Origin of the sequence: Mesorhizobium sp. M0998, from assembly GCF_040318885.1 — a bacterium.
GTDB lineage: Bacteria > Pseudomonadota > Alphaproteobacteria > Rhizobiales > Rhizobiaceae > Mesorhizobium.
Map to the genome: position 1 here is coordinate 59,103 of NZ_JAMYND010000014.1, position 15,464 is coordinate 74,566.

The window sequence follows — 15,464 nt, forward strand, 5'->3', positions numbered from 1 at the left end:
TCAATTTGTGTTTGCGACTCTAAACGGAATTGTGACGAAATTGAATGGCGCTTGGCAATATTGCCACTGTCCGCGACCGGAGGTCAAAGCCGGTTGATGACCAGGCAGTCGACCATGGCGGCCAGATGCAGGCCGGCGCCGGTGACGACAAAGCCATGCCACAGCGCATTGTGGAAGCGCAGGCCCTTCCAGGCGAAGAAGATCACGCCACAGGAGTAGACGATGCCGCCGGCAACGATGAGCGCGATCGATGTCGCCGGCAGCGTCCGCACGAGCGGCTCCACCAGAACGATACCGCTCCAGCCGATGGCTAGGTAGAAGACGATCGCCAGCCGGTCGAAACGGCCGGGAAGAAAGACCTTGATGGCGATGCCGACCGCCGCGGCGGTCCAGACCAGGACGATCATGGAAACGGCCAGCGGCGAGCCGCCGAGCTGGGCCAGGAAAGGCGTGTAGGTGGCAGCGATCAGCAGATAGATCGCGGCATGATCGAAGCGCCGCAATATCCATTTCGCCGGCGACGAGACCGGCCAGACATTATAGGCCAGCGAAACCGACAGCACGGTGAGCAGCGAGACTACATAGAAGGCGGCGGCGACGTATTCGCCGGGGCCGGTTCGATAGGCGGCCAGTGCCAGCAGCGTCGAGCCGGCAGCGATCGCTAGCACGATGCCCACGGCGTGGACAATGCCGTCGGCGATGATCTCGGCGCGCGAGTAATGCCAGCGCCCCATGAAGGGAATGTCGAGCTGGGAGAGTTCGCTCTGGGGTTGGGGCCGGCTGTTCGTCATCGATGATCCTGCGCCACCGTATCTGGGCGGCCGCGGGACAGTATTTCAAGCTTTGGTTGCGGTTTTGCGACTGCGGCGGTTCAGCGCGGCGTGCCTCTATCAGCCGACTGAGAGTGGCTTTTTGATAGTCTTCAACAGCGCGCGCTGGATGAGTTCGTTGCCGGCGACCAGTGAACCGGCGTTCAGCACATCCTGTCCCCCGGCGAAATCGGAGACGAACCCGCCCGCCTCGCGGATCAGCAAAATGCCGGCGGCGACATCCCAGGCCGACAGGCCGGTTTCCCAGAACCCGTCCATGCGGCCGGCGGCGACGTAGGCAAGATCGAGCGAGGCGGAGCCGAGACGGCGGACGCCAGAGACCTCGGCCATGACATTGCGCAACTCGATGAGGAAATTGCCGTGCTGGCCACGCCCGAGATGCGGCATGCCGCAGCCGATCACCGCATCGACCAGCTTGGTGCGGCCGGCGACGCGCAGCCGGCGGTCGTTCATGAAAGCGCCGCCGCCGCGCTCGGCGGTATAGAGCTCATCCATCGCCGGATTGTAGACGACGCCGGCGACGATCTGGCCCTGGCGCTCCAGCGCGATCGAAACGGCAAAGAGCGGAATGCCGTGCAGGAAATTGGTGGTGCCGTCGAGCGGGTCGACGATCCAGCGGTGCTGGCCGTCGTCGCCCTCGATCACGCCGCGTTCCTCCATCAGGAAGGCGTAGCCGGGCCGCGCCTTGGAGAGTTCGGCAAAGACGATGTCTTCGGCCTTGCGGTCGGCCTGGCTGACATAGTCGCCCGGCCCCTTCATCGAGACCTGCAGGTTCTGCACTTCGCCGAAGTCACGCGACAGCGAGCGGCCGGCCTTCATTGCGGCCTGGACCATGACATTGAGGATCGCGGAACGCGCCATTGCTGTTCTTCCTGTCGCTGCGCCTATTTGCCTTGACGCATGATCTTATCCAAAAAGTCTGCAACTCTTTGGGATCACGCCTTAGTCGGCGCGGCGCACGTAAGTGATTTCGTTGGTATCGACGATGATGCGCTCGCCCGAGCCGATGAACGGCGGCACCAGCACGCGGATGCCGTTTTCGAGTATCGCCGGCTTGTAGGACGAGGCTGCCGTCTGGCCCCTCACCACCGGGTCGGCCTCGGTGATGGTCAGCGTCACCTGGTCGGGCAGCGAAATGCCGATCGGCCTTTCGTCATAGAGCTGGACCGTCACCATCATGCCGTCCTGCAGGAAGGCGGCGCGATCGCCGACGAACTCCTTTTGCAATTCGAGCTGCTCGTAGCTTTCGGTGTCCATGAACACCAGCGCGTCGCCCTGCTCGTAGAGGAAGGAAAAATCCTTCAGATCGAGCCGGATCTGCTCGACCGTCTCGGCCGAACGGAAGCGCTCGTTGAGCTTGGTGCCGTTGATCAGGTTCTTGAGTTCGACCTGGTTGTAGGCGCCGCCCTTGCCGGGCTTGACGGTGTTGGTCCTGACCGCCACCCAAAGGCCGCCATCATGCTCGATGACGTTGCCGGGACGGATTTCGTTGCCATTGATCTTGGCCATGGTGAGGTGATCCGGAAATGAGATGATCGCCGCAAAGGGCAATTTGGCGCCTCCAAGACCACAAATCGCCAGCAGAGGCAAGGAGCGCCTTCCGATGAAGCGGGAACGAAGCTGGCCCGGCAGCGCGGCGTGGCGGCCTCAGTCCGCCCTGACAGTCGCGGTGACGGCCTCGGTCACTGCGTCGGCGACCTCTCTCAAAAGATGCAGATGCGGCGAACGCAAGACGACAATTCGCAGCGACAGCTCGAGGCCGGGAGCGTCGACCAGGGCAATGCCCTCCGGCAGCTTTTCCCGCAGCAGCCGCGTGGGCAGCAGGCCAAGGCCTTGGCCTCGATGAACCCAGTCGATCTGCAGCGCGCTGTCCTGAATCTCGGCGCCGACCATCAACCTGTGGCCGCCCTCGGCCAGGGCAGCCGCCAGCCGCCGGCGCGCGTCGCAGGGTTCAGGGCTGAGGACCCAGGGCATGGTCTTGACGTCGGCTTGCCGACTGGTGTTTTCGGCAGCGATGATGCCGAGGGGCTCGGTTCCGACAACGCCGTCTCCAGTTTTGGAATTGCTGCCGTCCAGGATGAAGGCGAGGTCGAGCTGTCCGCGCTTGTGCTGGTCGGCCAGCTCAAGACTCCAGCCGCTCTTCAGACGCAGCGAAACCTTCGGAAACCGCGCCACGGCATCAGCAATGGCGGCGGCCACGGCTTTGTCGCAAAGTCCATGCGCGAGGCCGAGCCGCAGCAGGCCCTCCGGCTCGTTGCCCTTGGCGAATGATCTCAGCGCGTCGACGGCGGCGAGAATTTCCTTGCCGCGTGCCAGCACCTCTACGCCGGCCGGGGTCAGTCGCGACGGCTTTAGCCGGCGGTCGAGCAATTCCGTGCCGAGCACCTCCTCCAGCCGCTGGATCTGGCGGGTGACGGCCGGCTGCGTCAACGGCAGGCGTCGAGCCACCTTCTGAATCGAACCCTCCTCGGCAAAGAGGGCCAGTGTTTTCAGTTCTTCAAGCACGACACACCCGAACATGTCACAGAAGCATAATTATGCTGAACATTATGAATTTGAAATCCGGTGGATGGCAAGCGATTTTCCTCTGGCAGGACCCAGCTGAAAAGGAACGACGATGAAAGCGATCGAATTGCAGAGCCCGGGCGGCCTCGAGAGCCTCAGAATGGTCGAGCGGCCGATGCCTGAACCGGGGCGCCAGGAGATGATTGTGAAGGTCAAGGCGACGGCGCTGAACTACCGCGATGCCGAGATCGTCCGCGGCAGCTATCACACGAAGTTTGCATTGCCGCTGGTGCCGCTGTCGGACGGCGTCGGCGAAGTCGTTGCCATCGGCGCCGAGGTCAGCCGGTTCAAGATCGGCGACCGGGTCTGCGGCACGTTCTGGCAACGCTGGGTCGGCGGCAGTTTCGCGATGGCCGAGCCCTCCTATCAACGTGGCGGCCCGATCGACGGGCTGCTCAGCGAGTTTGCCCGGCTCGACGAACAGGCGGCGGTGCTGGCGCCGGCCAATCTGAGCGACCTCGAGGCGGCGACGCTGCCATGCGCCGGCGTGACGGCATGGCACGCGCTGTTTACGGAAGGCAGCGTCAAACCCGGCGACACCGTGCTTTGCCTCGGCACCGGCGGCGTTTCGCTGTTTGCGGTGCAGTTCGCCGCCGCTGCCGGGGCGCGCGTCATCGTGACGTCGAGCAGCGATGAGAAGCTTGCGCGGGCAAAGCAACTTGGCGCGCAGGATGGCGTGAACTATCGCAGCGTCCCCGATTGGGCATCGGCCGTGCTGGGATTGACGGATGGCCGCGGCGCCGACCATATCATCGAGGTTGGCGGACCGCAGAGTTTTGCACAATCGCTGAGGGCAGCGGCGCGCGGCGCCCAGATCAACGTCATAGGCTATCTCGGCGGCAGTGACGGCGCCATCAACCCGCTCGACATCTTCCGCCGGCAGGTCCGGGCGCGAGGCATACCGGTGGGCTCACGCGAATCCTTCGAGGCGATGAACCGCGCCATTGTCGTCAACCGGTTGAGACCGGTGATCGACCGGGTCGTGCCATGGAGCCGGGCCGCCGAAGCCTTTCGGTACCTTGAACACGGCTCGCCCTTCGGCAAGGTCGTGCTCGATCATACCCAATGAGCCCGCCTGACGAGCCCGGTGCGATGAGTCTCGAGACCGCGGTCAGGGCAGGCGGTTGGCCCGTTGCAGCGCCTGCTGCGTCTGCTCGTCGGTCAGGCCCTGCAGGAAATCGTCCATCTCTTGGTCGATGAGCCCGGCGCGGCGGGCGACAACATACCAGGCGCCGGCGAGGATCAGATCCGGGTCGGTGCCGATGCCGTTCATGTAGAGCTTGGCGAGACGGTTCTGGGCGGCGACATTGCCGCCCTCGGCGGCCTGCTTCATCCAGTTGAAGCCGGATTTCAGGTCGCGGGCGCCGCCGCGCCCCTCGATCATCCAGGTTGCGAGATCGATCTGTGCCGTGTCGTAGTTCTGCCGCGCGGCCTGTGCCAGCAGGCCGCGGGCGCGGACATCGTCGCGCGGCTTGCCGCCGGCGCCATTGGCGTAGACCTGTGCCATCGCATATTGTGCGTCGGCAAGCCCGGTCGCGGCAGCGCGCTCGTAATAGGATACGGCTTTGGCAATACCGGCATCGCCGGGCTCCTGTTCGACCATCAGCTGCGCAAAATTGAACTGCGCCAGGCGGTTGCCGGCCTCGGCGGCGGCCTGCATCAGCGCATAGGCCTCCTTCTCGTCCTTTTTGACGTAGCGGCCGTCGAGCAGCATCAGCGCATACTGGAATTGCGATTCCGGGACGCCCTGCTCGGCGGCAAGCGCATACCACTTCGCCGCCCCTGCCGCGTCGACCGGCACGCCGAGGCCGCGCGACAATATCTCGGCCACCAGCGTCTGTGCCGCCGGATCGCCGTTTTGAGCGCGCGAAAGCGCAAGGTTGTAGGCCGTCTTGTAGAGCCCGCGCTGAAAGGCGCCGTAGGCAGCATCGGACGGCTTTGCGCCGAAGCGGTCGGGGTTGATGGTATCGGCCGACGGCAACGGGGCGGTAGTGGCGGGCTGCGGCAATTGTGCGGCGATCGGCTTGTCGGCAGGTTCGCTGGAATCCGGCCTGGGCTGCGGCAGAGGAACGGGTTCCGCCGCTATCGCCTGCGTCACGGCCGTTGCGAGAAAGGCGCTGAAAAGGATTTTCCGCGAGAGCACGTCAGTCCTCGAAGCGCGGCGCGGTTTCGTCGAGCAGCGCGTTGGCGGCGGCAACCGCCATCTTCGGATCGACGTCCTCGGCGAAGACGGCGCTGGACAGCGCCACGAATTCAGCGCCGGTGGCGGCGACCGCTTCCACCGAGGCAAGATCCGATCCGGCCATGACGATGCAGGGGATCTGGATGACGTCCGCCCACCATTGCCCGAGCGACAGGTTGCGGGGGTGCGGCTCAGGCTTGTTGTCGTAACCGAAACGGCCGAAGAAAATGTAATCAGGCCTGACCTCGCCGAGTTCCAGCGCATCATCGCGGGTCTTGGCGCCGCCGGTGCCGACCATCATCCTGGCCTGGAAGTGTTCGATCGTTTCGGCGAGCTCGTCCTTGCCGACCTCGACATGAATGCCGTCGGCCTGGACGCGGCCGGCGATGCGGGTGTCGCCGGCAATGATGACGGCAATGCCGGCCGCTTGCGCCACCGGCACGATCTGCTCGGCAAAGGCTTGGAAAGAGGCCTCGTCCATACCGTTTTCCGGCAGGATAAGCGAGGCGACGTCACCGCCCTCGAAGGCCGCGGCGATGCGCTCGGCCGGCACGTTCGGCGGCGCGATCAGCACGATACGGCAGCGGTTGGGCGGCGTTGCGTCATTCATTGGTGTTCGATCCCGGTTATCGCCTATGCCGGGCGAAGATGGTTGCATTGCGGCATAGAGCAAAGTGCGGGGATTGAACAGGCGGCAGGGGGATCACGATTGCCGTCAACGATTCCATAGGGCTCGGCGCATGACTGCCGTTGGCCGAAATTCTCCTCGCCTGGTCGCCTGCGGCCCTACGCAGGCACCTTCGATTTCCACAGCGACCAGCCGAGATTCATGCCGGCCGCGGCGACCAGGATGGCGGCGGCGCCGACGATCTGCGCCGGATGCAGCCGATGGCCGAAGGCGACGACATCGACGAGGATGGCGACGACGGGATAGATGAAGGACAGCGATCCCTGCAGATGCGTCGGCAGCTTCTGGATGGCGCCGTACATGAGGATGTACATCAGGCCGGTATGGACGATGCCGAGCGTCGCCAGCATGACCCAGCTCCGCGCATCGGCGGGAAGGTGGGTGAGATTGGCGAAAGGTGCCAGCATGAGAACGCCGACGCAGACCTGGATCAGGGCGATCAGGTGCGGCGGCGTGCCTTTGAGCTTCTTGGTGACGATAGCCGCAACGGCCCAGAAGAAAGCCGCGGCCAGCGCCATCGCAATGCCGGTAAAGTAATCCGTACCATGATCGCCTGCATCGGGCGCGGCCTGCACGATCAGCAGCATGCCGGCAAAGGCGATGCCGAGCCAGGTCAGCTTGGTCACCGTCAGCCGTTCGGAGAAGAAGAGCGCGCCAAAACCTACCAGCATGAAGGGCTGCGTGTTGTAAACGGCCGTGGCGATCGAGATCGACGCGCGGGAAAACGCGCTGAACAGCAACAGCCAGTTGATAACGATGGCAGCACCGCCGAGAGCCGCGATCGCGACGATGCGAAGCGACAGCCTGCCACGCAGCAGTCCCAGCGCCGCGCAGATGATCAGCAGCGTTACCGCCCCGAAAGCACAGCGCCAGAACACCACGTCCATGATGGGCTGGCCGGAAAGCACGACGAACCAGCCGATCGTGCCGAGGATCGCCATCGCCGCCGTCATTTCGATCGTGCCGCGTACCGTGTTGTCCATGGATGCTCCTGAAACCCGTTGAGATTTTATAATCCCACGGCGGATCGGGTATTTCCATGACTTGCAGCTGGTGATATGCAGGACGAACCTCATTTAATTAGGTAGACATCGGCTTTTTCTTGGAATTGTAAAATGCTGGACGAACTCGACAGAAAGCTCCTCGATATCCTGGTCAAGGATTCACGGACCTCGCTGAAGGAACTGGCGCTGCAGGTCGGGTTGTCGTCGCCAAGCGTTTCGGAGCGGCTTCGGCGGCTTGAGGATCGCGGCGTCATCCGCGCGTTCACCATTGACATCGATCCGCAGGCGCTCGGCTACGCCTTGCAGGCGATCGTTCGCATCCGGCCATTGCCGGGCAAGCTGCACATCGTCCAGAAGCTGATCGAGGAAATCCCGGAATTCGGCGAATGCGACAAGGTGACGGGCGATGACTGCTTCGTTGCCCGGCTGTTCGTCCGCTCGATCGGCGAGCTCGACGGGATTCTCGACCGCATTGCCGACAAGGCCGAAACCAGCACCGCCATCATCAAGGCGCAGCCGATCCGGAGACGCCCGCCGCCGCTCGACATGCCAAACATGTGACGGGTTTCGGTGGCGTGGCCCACATATTTGCGGTCGCGGTCTGGCCATTTCTGGTCTATTCCAGAGTTCAACTTTCCCTCCAGCGTCCCTTCCCCATGTCAGGCCTGCTCGTCGATCCCTGGTTCTATGCCGCGGCCATTCCGGCCGTCATCCTCGTCGGCCTGTCGAAAGGCGGCTTCGGCGGCGCCGTCGGCTTTGTCGGCGTGCCGTTGATGGCGCTGACCATGCCGCCGGTTCAGGCTGCCGCAATTCTTCTGCCAATTCTGTGCCTGATGGACATTGTCTCGGTATGGACGTGGTGGGGCATCTTCGACCGCAAGATGCTGGCCGACATGATGCCGGGCGCCGTGATCGGCATCGCCCTTGGCTGGCTGACGGCGGCACTTGTAACCGAAGAGATGGTGCGGCTGATCGTCGGCGCGGTTGCCCTGATCTTCGTGCTGCGCTGGCTCTATTTGCAACTCCGCCACGGTGCCGGCCACGCGGCGGAGCCCAACCGCGTCGCCGCCGGCTTCTGGGGTACTGTTGCCGGGTTCACCAGCTTCGTCGCCCATGTCGGCGGCCCGCCTTTTCAGGTCTATGCGCTGCCGATCAGGCTCGATCCGAAGGTGCTGTCGGGCACCGCGGCGATCTTTTTCGCCGTCACCAATGCGCTGAAGCTCATCCCCTATTTCGCGCTCGGCCAGTTCGACACCACCAATTTGACCGCGTCGGCGGTGCTGATGCCGCTGGCGCCGCTGTCGACCATCGCCGGCGCCTGGCTGGTGCGGCGGATGCGGCCGGAGCTGTTCTATCCCTTCACCTATGCGACCGTGGCGGTCGTCGCGGTCAAGCTTCTGTGGGACGGCATCGCCGGCCTCCTGTAAGACGGCGGCCCCATTCGGCCGCCGCCGGATATCCTTACACCTCAGGCGGCACTCGGCAGCAGCTGCCGCGTCCTGCCAAGCGCCAGGGCAATGCCGGTTGCGAGTACGAGCGCCATGCAGCCCAGAATGGTGATGTCGTGCAGCGTCGGCTTCAGCACCATGTCCGCGATGATCACCAGCATCACCGAATAGTCGAAGCGCGCGGCGCTGAGGACGCGCTGGCCCTGGGCAAGCACTGCCGGCGTCACGCCATCCTTGGCGATCATGCCTGCCATGCGGTCGGCAGTCGGCTTGAAGATGAACATGCCGATGCAGAAGGTCGTCGCATAACCGGCAAGGCCGATCAGCACCCACAGATCGGAAAAGCCGACCCAGAAGCCGCACATGATGAGGCCGAAAAGCAATGTCAGCATCGACATCGGCGCGAAGAACCGGTTGCCGAGCTCGCCGGTGGCGCGCATCGCCTGCAGCATGCCTTCGACGTTCCCGGCGCGGTCGGCGCGTACCGCGAGCAGCATCAGCGTGAAGCCGCCGCCGACCCAGAGGATCGCCGAGACGACATGCAGAAATTTAACGGCCGAGTACCAGTCCATTATTCGCTCCTTGAGAGATTTGATGATTTGCCGGAGCGCAAGGTTTGCTCCGCCTCGTTGCGAGGAGCGGGCGTTTACCGCGGCGCCTGTTTCGGAACGATGTCGCGCGGCGAGCGGATCTGTTTCGATATGTCGGTCACGATCTGGAGGAAACATGGCGCAAGCGCGTCGCCCCGACTTTCCAGCCGGTAGTGGGAACGGGTGCCGTGGCCAGTCAGCTGTGCTGTTACGGCACAGATGCTGGGCGCTTGATCGAAAAATATGCCCTGCGTTAAGGCTTCGTTAAGCTTTACAGGCGTTTACTATGTCCATCCAGTGATCTGGATTCTTACCGAGTGGTTGGAGCCACTTTGTTTGACGCCTCCCTGTTAAACTCCTGAGAGCCGCCTTATCCGCGGCTCTTTTTTTGTGCGCCGGCATGGGCGTCCTTCCGGCTAAATGCGGCCGTTAACCCCGGCTAAATGCGGCCGTTAACCGTTTGTTAAACATGTGCTTGCCTTCGCTGGCAGCGAAGCGCATTTTCAAGCTTCAGTCGTTTAGGCTGCCGGATATGGCGGCCAAGAGCCGAATCGGCCGGCTGTCAGGCAAGTGCAGGGGCGTAGCGATGAACGAGCCTTCGAAGGCGAGCGCGAAAACCATCAAGCTGGCGGAGCGCCGGGTTTTCTCCCAATCCTTCAAGCCGCTCTATCAGGAAGGCATGGGCCTGGTCGAGCAGGCGGCCGAATATCTCGACGGCAAGGGCCGCGCCGAGGCCAAGAAGCTGTCGAGGCTGGCGGCGACGCTTTATGCGGCCGAATCGATGCGGCTGACCACCAGGCTGATGCAGGTCGCCTCGTGGCTGCTTTTGCAGCGGGCGGCGAATTCCGGCGAGATGACCCGCGATCAGGTGGCCTCAGAAAAATCCAAGGTGCGTCTCGACACTGCCTCGGCGCATGACGAGGCGCCCGGCTGGGCCGAGCTGCCGAAGGATTTCATCGATCTCGTCAACCGCTCGCTGCGGCTGCAGGCGCTGGTGCGCCGGATGGACGAGGAGATCTATGGCGGCCTTGCCGAGGTGCCGCCGTCGAGCCGTCGCCTCAATCCGGTCTCCGACCAGATCACGCTGCTCAACACGGCTTTCGCCCGCGGCTGAGAGACCGTTTCATAATTCTACTCCGGCGGCCATCTAGACTAACCGCGAAGGGACGGGCTCGCGATCATCAGGCGGGGAGAATCACGCAGCAGCAGGCGCGATCCGACCTCCACGATAGACCTGATCGCTGGGAGCAGCTCCTGCCCCAATGACGTCAGCTCATACTCCACGGTCGGCGGCGATGTCGGCATCACGTGGCGTGCGAGGACGCCACGCTCCTCGAGATCGCGCAACCTGCCGGTCAGCACCTTCGCCGAAATGGCTGGGATATCGCGGCGCAATTCGGAGAACCGGCGCGGGCCGTCGCTCAAGGACCAGAGCACCTCGGGTGTCCAGCACCCGCCAAGCAGCGCCATGCACCTCGACATGGGGCAGCCGGGAAGCGCCTTCACCTTCGTTCGCATCCTGAGGACCATCGCGCATCTTCCATGAGAGTTTCCAGTTGGTTACCGGAAAATGATGGTAACTACAAGATACGTGGTTTCCGCGGGTAACGAGAGCCGCTATCTGAGGCTCTCAATCCATCCAACCACGAAATGGACAGAACGATGTACGCAATAACTGGAGCAACAGGACAGCTTGGCCGTCTCGTGATCGACGCACTGCTGAAGACAGTTCCGGCCAGCCGGATCGTTGCGGCGGTTCGTGATCCGGCAAAGGCCAGCGATCTTGTCCAACGCGGCGTAGTCGTGCGGGAGGCGGACTATGATCGTCCCGACACGCTCCCGATGGCGCTGGCCGGCGTCGATAGACTGCTGCTGATTTCCTCGACCGAAGTCAGCGGCCGCTTGCCGCAGCATCGGTCAGTGATCAAGGCCGCCCAACGGGTGGGGGTTTCGCTGATCGCTTACACAAGCATGCTGCATGCGGACACGTCTCCCGCGAGGCTCGCGGTCGAACATCGGCAGACGGAGAAGGTCATCGCGGCCTCCGGCCTACCCGCCGTCATCCTGCGCAACGGCTGGTACACCGAGAACCATCTGATGGCGCTCCCGGCGGCTCTGGAGCACGGCGCCTTCATCGGCGCCGCAAATGAGGGGCGCTTCTCGTCCGCGGCGCGGCAGGATTATGCCGAGGCCGCGGCCGTGGTGCTGACGAGCGAGGATCAAGCAGGGAGGATTTACGAGCTCGCCGCGGACCAAGCCTTCACGCTCGCCGAGCTTGCGGCGAAGGTCTCGCGGCAATCGGGCAAGGCGATCGCCTACAACGACCTTGCCGGGGCGGCCTATGAGGGTCTGTTGACGGGCGCCGGGCTGCCCGCCGATCTCGCCGCTATCCTGGCCGATGCCGACATTGCAGCCTCACGCGGAGCGTTGTTCGATGACGGCGGCGCCATGAGCCGGCTGATCGGTCGACCGACAACGCCACTGGAGAGCGTCGTTGCGGCAGCATTGCGCGGTTGAAACCGAGATGGCTGTCACATCCGCCAAAGGATCAGAGGACCGTCTGTCGCTCGCGCCAACGGTTATTCAAACGACTAGACTAGCGCAGCCTTCTGCGCTTCCGGTGCTCGCGTACTTATGTACGCTCCGCTCCGGTTCTCGAAAACCACGCTATCTGTCTCGCCAGAGCGAATTCTCAAACATTCTCTAGACCAGACTCGGTTGCTGTTTCTGGTTTGTTTCACATTTCGCTGGCATCGCTGTCCCCCGAAGGTAGACTTGACGGATGGGGGAAGCGATTCGCATCATCGGCATCGATCCGGGGCTGAGGCGCACCGGCTGGGGCATCGTCGAGAGCCTCGGCAATTCGCTGCGCTTCGTCGCTTCCGGCACGGTGCGGTCCGACGACAAGGCCGCCCTGGCGGTGCGTCTTTGCCAGTTGTATGACGGGCTCGCCGAGGTCCTGCATGCCGCGATGCCGCAGGAGGCGGCGGTCGAGCAAACTTTCGTCAACAAGGACGCCGCAGCGACGCTGAAACTCGGCCAGGCACGCGGCATCGCCATGCTGGTGCCGGCGCGTGCCGGCCTTGTCGTTGCCGAATATGCGCCAAACGCCGTCAAGAAGGCGGTGATCGGCGTCGGCCATGGCGACAAGAAGCAGATCCACATGATGGTCAAGGTGCTGATGCCGAAGGCGACTTTCGACAGCGATGACGCCGCCGACGCGCTGGCCATCGCCATCTGTCACGCGCATCACCGGCAGAGCATCGCTTACAGGATGGCGGCGCTGGCCGGATAAGTATGTTCTTGACTTGTTCTCCAGTGGGCAATAAGTAATACCAACGAGGTATTACCATGCGCGTTACCACCAAGGGCCAAGTGACCATCCCGAAGGAAATACGGGATCATCTGGGTATCGGCCCGGGCTCGGAGGTGGAGTTCGTCCCCACCGAGGACGGGGCTCGTGTTATTGCGGTCGACGAAAACATGTCGGAGGAGGAAGCCTCGCGCAGATTCAGCCAGATGCTCGGCCGTATGGCCGGTACGCTGGATCTGGGAGGCATGACGGCGAACGAATATATGGAATGGCTGAGGGGCCCACGTGAAGATCTCGACATTGATTGACACAAATGTCCTGATCGACGTTTGGGGTCCTGCCGGACGGGAGACGAAATGGTCGGCATCCGCGATTACCGCATGCCGGCGCGACGGCGCACTCGTAATCAATGCAATCGTCTGGTCCGAGCTCGCGCCGTTGATTGCGACCGAACAGGCCCTTCGCCAAGCAGTCGACATGCTCAAGATTGATCGCGAATTCCTGCCGTGGGAAGCAGCCTTCCTCGCCGGTGTCACACATTCGCGCTATCGCCGCGCCGGCGGCCTCCGCGAACGAACGCTGCCGGATTTCTTTATTGGAGCCCATGCGGTTGTCGCTGGGCATCGCCTGCTGACGCGCAATGCCGCGCGCTATCGCGGCTATTTCCCGGACCTCGATATCATCTCTCCGGAAACCCACCCGGCATGATCGGCACGCTCAAATGATCGGCAAGCTAAAAGGCACGCTGGACGAGATCGACGAGGATTTCTGCATCGTCGACGTGCATGGCGTCGGCTACGTCGCCTATTGCTCGGCGCGCACGCTTACCGCGTTGCCGCCGCCCGGCGAGGCGGTGGTGCTGTTCATCGAGACCTATGTGCGCGAGGACATGCTGCGGCTCTATGGGTTCCAGTCGGTGCTGGAGCGCGAATGGTTCCGGCTGTTGATGAACAATGTGCAAGGCGTCGGCGCCAAGGTGGCGCTGGCCATCCTATCGACGCTGGCGCCGGCCGATCTCGCCAATGCGATTGCGTTGCGCGATATCGCCATGGTCAGCCGTGCGCCGGGCGTCGGCAAGAAGGTGGCCGAGCGCATCGTCACCGAATTGAAGAACAAGGCGCCGGCCTATGCGGGCACTGCCTCCGGCACCATCGGCCTGAAGCAGGAGCTCGGCGAGGGCGTCGCCTCGGCGCCGATCACCGATGCCGTCTCGGCGCTGGTCAATCTCGGCTATTCGCGAGACACCGCCGCCAATGCAGTGGCGGCGGCGCTGAAGACGGCAGGCGAAGAGGCGGACGCGTCGAAGCTGATCCGCTTCGGGCTGAAGGAGCTGGCACGGTGAGAAGTTGCCCGACAAATAAATTCCGACTAGGAACAAGAGCATGGTCGGATATGCAAGCTTGACCTCCAGGGGGCAGCTTACGATTCCAAAGAAAGTCCGGAACGAGTTGTCGCTCAAGTCAGGCGATACTGTTGCGTGGACGGTCGTGGATGGTCTCCTGATAGGAACGCCGCGCAATCTCGAATTTGCCGACCTCGCTGGATTTCTAGGCGATCCACCTGACGGGCCTGCTGCGCTGGAACAGATCGATGCGGTGGTAAGAGATGCAGTGGGCCGCCATGTTGTTGGCGAGGAGCACGGCGACGAACGAGAGGGTGCCGGGTGACGTTGATCGGTATCGATACAAACTTTTTCTTTCGGGCGGTATGCGCATGAGCCTTTCGCCACGCCTCATTGCTCCCGACAGACGCGGCGAGGACGCCGAGCAGACCTTGCGGCCGCAGACGCTCGGCGACTTCGTCGGCCAGGCGGCGGTGCGGGCCAATCTCAAAGTGTTCATCGAGGCCGCCAAGGGCCGCAGCGAAGCGCTCGACCATGTGCTGTTCGTCGGCCCGCCCGGCCTCGGCAAGACGACGCTGGCGCAGATCATGGCGCGCGAGCTCGGCGTCAATTTCCGCTCGACCTCGGGTCCGGTCATCGCCAAGGCCGGTGATCTCGCGGCGTTGCTCACCAACCTCGAAGACCGCGACGTGCTGTTCATCGACGAGATCCACCGGCTCAACCCGGCGGTCGAGGAAATCCTCTATCCGGCGATGGAGGATTTCCAGCTCGACCTGATCATCGGCGAGGGGCCGGCGGCGCGCTCGGTCAAGATCGACCTGGCCCGCTTCACGCTTGTCGCCGCCACCACCCGGCTCGGCCTTTTGACCAACCCGCTGCGCGACCGCTTCGGCATTCCGGTGCGGCTCAATTTCTACTCGGTCGAGGAACTCGAGCAGATCGTGCGGCGCGGCGCCCGCATCCTTGCCATGCCGCTCGGCGACGACGGTGCCTTGGAGATCGCCCGGCGGGCGCGCGGCACGCCGCGCATCGCCGGCCGGCTGTTGCGCCGGGTGCGCGACTTCGCCAGCGTTGCCGGCGACGGTCATGTCGACCGCAAGGTCGCCGACGAGGCGCTGACGCGGCTGGAGGTCGACGGGCTCGGCCTCGACGCGCTCGACCGCCGTTATCTGTCGATGATCGCCCGGAATTTCGGCGGCGGGCCGGTCGGCATCGAGACCATCGCGGCCGGGCTTTCCGAGCCACGCGATGCCATCGAGGACATCATCGAACCCTTTCTGATCCAGCAAGGCTTCATCATGCGTACCCCGCGCGGCCGCGTGCTGGCGGCCAATGCCTGGCGGCATCTCGGCCTCGACGCGCCAAAGGACCTGGCGCAGCAGCAGATCAGCCTGTTCCAGGAAGAACCCTAAGTTCCGCTGCTTATGGCTTCGGTGCTGGCAGTCCCCGGCCCAGCCCTCCAGGTCTTGATCATCGCCGGTCTATGCGCAAAACAGGTGTTG

The 15,464-nt window shown here is 63.5% G+C and carries 20 protein-coding genes; 11 read left to right on the forward strand and 9 right to left on the reverse strand.

Features of this window, described 5'->3' with window-relative positions; all coding sequences use genetic code 11:
- Window positions 1-83: 83 nt before the first annotated feature.
- From trhA to NKH59_RS15600, 4 genes are all read right to left on the reverse strand, one after another.
- Window positions 84-791 carry a PAQR family membrane homeostasis protein TrhA gene (gene trhA / locus NKH59_RS15585; RefSeq protein WP_023678018.1) on the reverse strand — a complete coding sequence of 236 codons (708 nt, stop codon included), beginning with the start codon at window positions 789-791 and terminating at the stop codon, window positions 84-86.
- Window positions 792-890: 99 nt separating this feature from the next.
- Complete coding sequence (locus NKH59_RS15590; protein WP_352540313.1) at window positions 891-1,691, reverse strand: inositol monophosphatase family protein; 801 nt, start codon at window positions 1,689-1,691, stop codon at window positions 891-893.
- An 81-nt stretch (window positions 1,692-1,772) separates the two neighbouring features.
- Complete coding sequence (gene efp / locus NKH59_RS15595; protein ID WP_023678016.1) at window positions 1,773-2,339, reverse strand: elongation factor P; 567 nt, start codon at window positions 2,337-2,339, stop codon at window positions 1,773-1,775.
- Between the two features lie 138 nt (window positions 2,340-2,477).
- Window positions 2,478-3,335 carry a LysR family transcriptional regulator gene (locus NKH59_RS15600; protein WP_352540312.1) on the reverse strand — a complete coding sequence of 286 codons (858 nt, stop codon included), beginning with the start codon at window positions 3,333-3,335 and terminating at the stop codon, window positions 2,478-2,480.
- 112 nt (window positions 3,336-3,447) lie between these two features.
- On the opposite strand from NKH59_RS15600, the gene NKH59_RS15605 reads away from it, so the two are divergent.
- Window positions 3,448-4,464, forward strand: a complete 1,017-nt coding sequence (locus tag NKH59_RS15605; protein WP_353022307.1) for a zinc-dependent alcohol dehydrogenase family protein — start codon at window positions 3,448-3,450, stop codon at window positions 4,462-4,464.
- Between the two features lie 42 nt (window positions 4,465-4,506).
- Here the strand turns inward: NKH59_RS15605 and NKH59_RS15610 are convergent, their stop codons facing one another.
- The 3 genes from NKH59_RS15610 to NKH59_RS15620 form a co-directional block, all read right to left on the reverse strand.
- Window positions 4,507-5,538: a tetratricopeptide repeat protein gene (locus NKH59_RS15610; protein ID WP_023678013.1), complete on the reverse strand. Its 1,032-nt coding sequence runs from the start codon at window positions 5,536-5,538 to the stop codon at window positions 4,507-4,509.
- A 1-nt stretch (window position 5,539) separates the two neighbouring features.
- The gene (locus NKH59_RS15615; protein ID WP_352540310.1) at window positions 5,540-6,187 is read right to left on the reverse strand and encodes a thiamine phosphate synthase; all 648 of its coding nucleotides are present in this window, start codon (window positions 6,185-6,187) and stop codon (window positions 5,540-5,542) included.
- A gap of 176 nt (window positions 6,188-6,363) precedes the next feature.
- Entirely contained in the window at window positions 6,364-7,248 is an 885-nt protein-coding gene (locus NKH59_RS15620) for a DMT family transporter (RefSeq protein ID WP_352540309.1), read from the reverse strand.
- A 132-nt stretch (window positions 7,249-7,380) separates the two neighbouring features.
- On the opposite strand from NKH59_RS15620, the gene NKH59_RS15625 reads away from it, so the two are divergent.
- Window positions 7,381-7,830, forward strand: a complete 450-nt coding sequence (locus tag NKH59_RS15625) for an Lrp/AsnC family transcriptional regulator (RefSeq protein ID WP_023678010.1) — start codon at window positions 7,381-7,383, stop codon at window positions 7,828-7,830.
- Between the two features lie 95 nt (window positions 7,831-7,925).
- Window positions 7,926-8,696, forward strand: coding sequence for a sulfite exporter TauE/SafE family protein (locus tag NKH59_RS15630; protein ID WP_352450835.1), 771 nt, complete (start codon window positions 7,926-7,928; stop codon window positions 8,694-8,696).
- 41 nt (window positions 8,697-8,737) lie between these two features.
- Here the strand turns inward: NKH59_RS15630 and NKH59_RS15635 are convergent, their stop codons facing one another.
- On the reverse strand, window positions 8,738-9,289 hold the full coding sequence (locus NKH59_RS15635) for a DUF2269 family protein (protein WP_352540308.1): 552 nt from the start codon (window positions 9,287-9,289) through the stop codon (window positions 8,738-8,740).
- Window positions 9,290-9,893: 604 nt separating this feature from the next.
- Between NKH59_RS15635 and rcdA the strand changes: the two genes are divergently transcribed.
- A complete protein-coding gene (rcdA, locus tag NKH59_RS15640; protein WP_352450833.1) occupies window positions 9,894-10,421 on the forward strand; it encodes a protease adaptor protein RcdA in 528 nt (175 codons plus the stop codon).
- A gap of 38 nt (window positions 10,422-10,459) precedes the next feature.
- Here the strand turns inward: rcdA and NKH59_RS15645 are convergent, their stop codons facing one another.
- The gene (locus NKH59_RS15645) at window positions 10,460-10,777 is read right to left on the reverse strand and encodes a winged helix-turn-helix transcriptional regulator (protein WP_245274745.1); all 318 of its coding nucleotides are present in this window, start codon (window positions 10,775-10,777) and stop codon (window positions 10,460-10,462) included.
- Window positions 10,778-10,969: 192 nt separating this feature from the next.
- On the opposite strand from NKH59_RS15645, the gene NKH59_RS15650 reads away from it, so the two are divergent.
- The 7 genes from NKH59_RS15650 (at window position 10,970) to ruvB (ending at window position 15,374) form a co-directional block, all read left to right on the forward strand.
- Complete coding sequence (locus NKH59_RS15650) at window positions 10,970-11,824, forward strand: SDR family oxidoreductase (protein ID WP_352979150.1); 855 nt, start codon at window positions 10,970-10,972, stop codon at window positions 11,822-11,824.
- Window positions 11,825-12,089: 265 nt separating this feature from the next.
- The gene (gene ruvC, locus NKH59_RS15655) at window positions 12,090-12,602 is read left to right on the forward strand and encodes a crossover junction endodeoxyribonuclease RuvC (RefSeq protein WP_352613377.1); all 513 of its coding nucleotides are present in this window, start codon (window positions 12,090-12,092) and stop codon (window positions 12,600-12,602) included.
- A 56-nt stretch (window positions 12,603-12,658) separates the two neighbouring features.
- Window positions 12,659-12,928, forward strand: a complete 270-nt coding sequence (locus NKH59_RS15660; RefSeq protein ID WP_352471202.1) for an AbrB/MazE/SpoVT family DNA-binding domain-containing protein — start codon at window positions 12,659-12,661, stop codon at window positions 12,926-12,928.
- Window positions 12,906-13,328, forward strand: a complete 423-nt coding sequence (locus NKH59_RS15665; RefSeq protein ID WP_353022310.1) for a type II toxin-antitoxin system VapC family toxin — start codon at window positions 12,906-12,908, stop codon at window positions 13,326-13,328. Before NKH59_RS15660 ends, NKH59_RS15665 begins: the two co-directional genes overlap by 23 nt.
- Before the next feature lie 13 nt (window positions 13,329-13,341).
- Complete coding sequence (gene ruvA / locus NKH59_RS15670; protein WP_352613383.1) at window positions 13,342-13,962, forward strand: Holliday junction branch migration protein RuvA; 621 nt, start codon at window positions 13,342-13,344, stop codon at window positions 13,960-13,962.
- Window positions 13,963-14,002: 40 nt separating this feature from the next.
- Window positions 14,003-14,287, forward strand: a complete 285-nt coding sequence (locus NKH59_RS15675) for an AbrB/MazE/SpoVT family DNA-binding domain-containing protein (protein ID WP_023678000.1) — start codon at window positions 14,003-14,005, stop codon at window positions 14,285-14,287.
- 46 nt (window positions 14,288-14,333) lie between these two features.
- Entirely contained in the window at window positions 14,334-15,374 is a 1,041-nt protein-coding gene (gene ruvB / locus NKH59_RS15680; protein WP_023677999.1) for a Holliday junction branch migration DNA helicase RuvB, read from the forward strand.
- The last annotated feature ends 90 nt before the right edge of the window (window positions 15,375-15,464 follow it).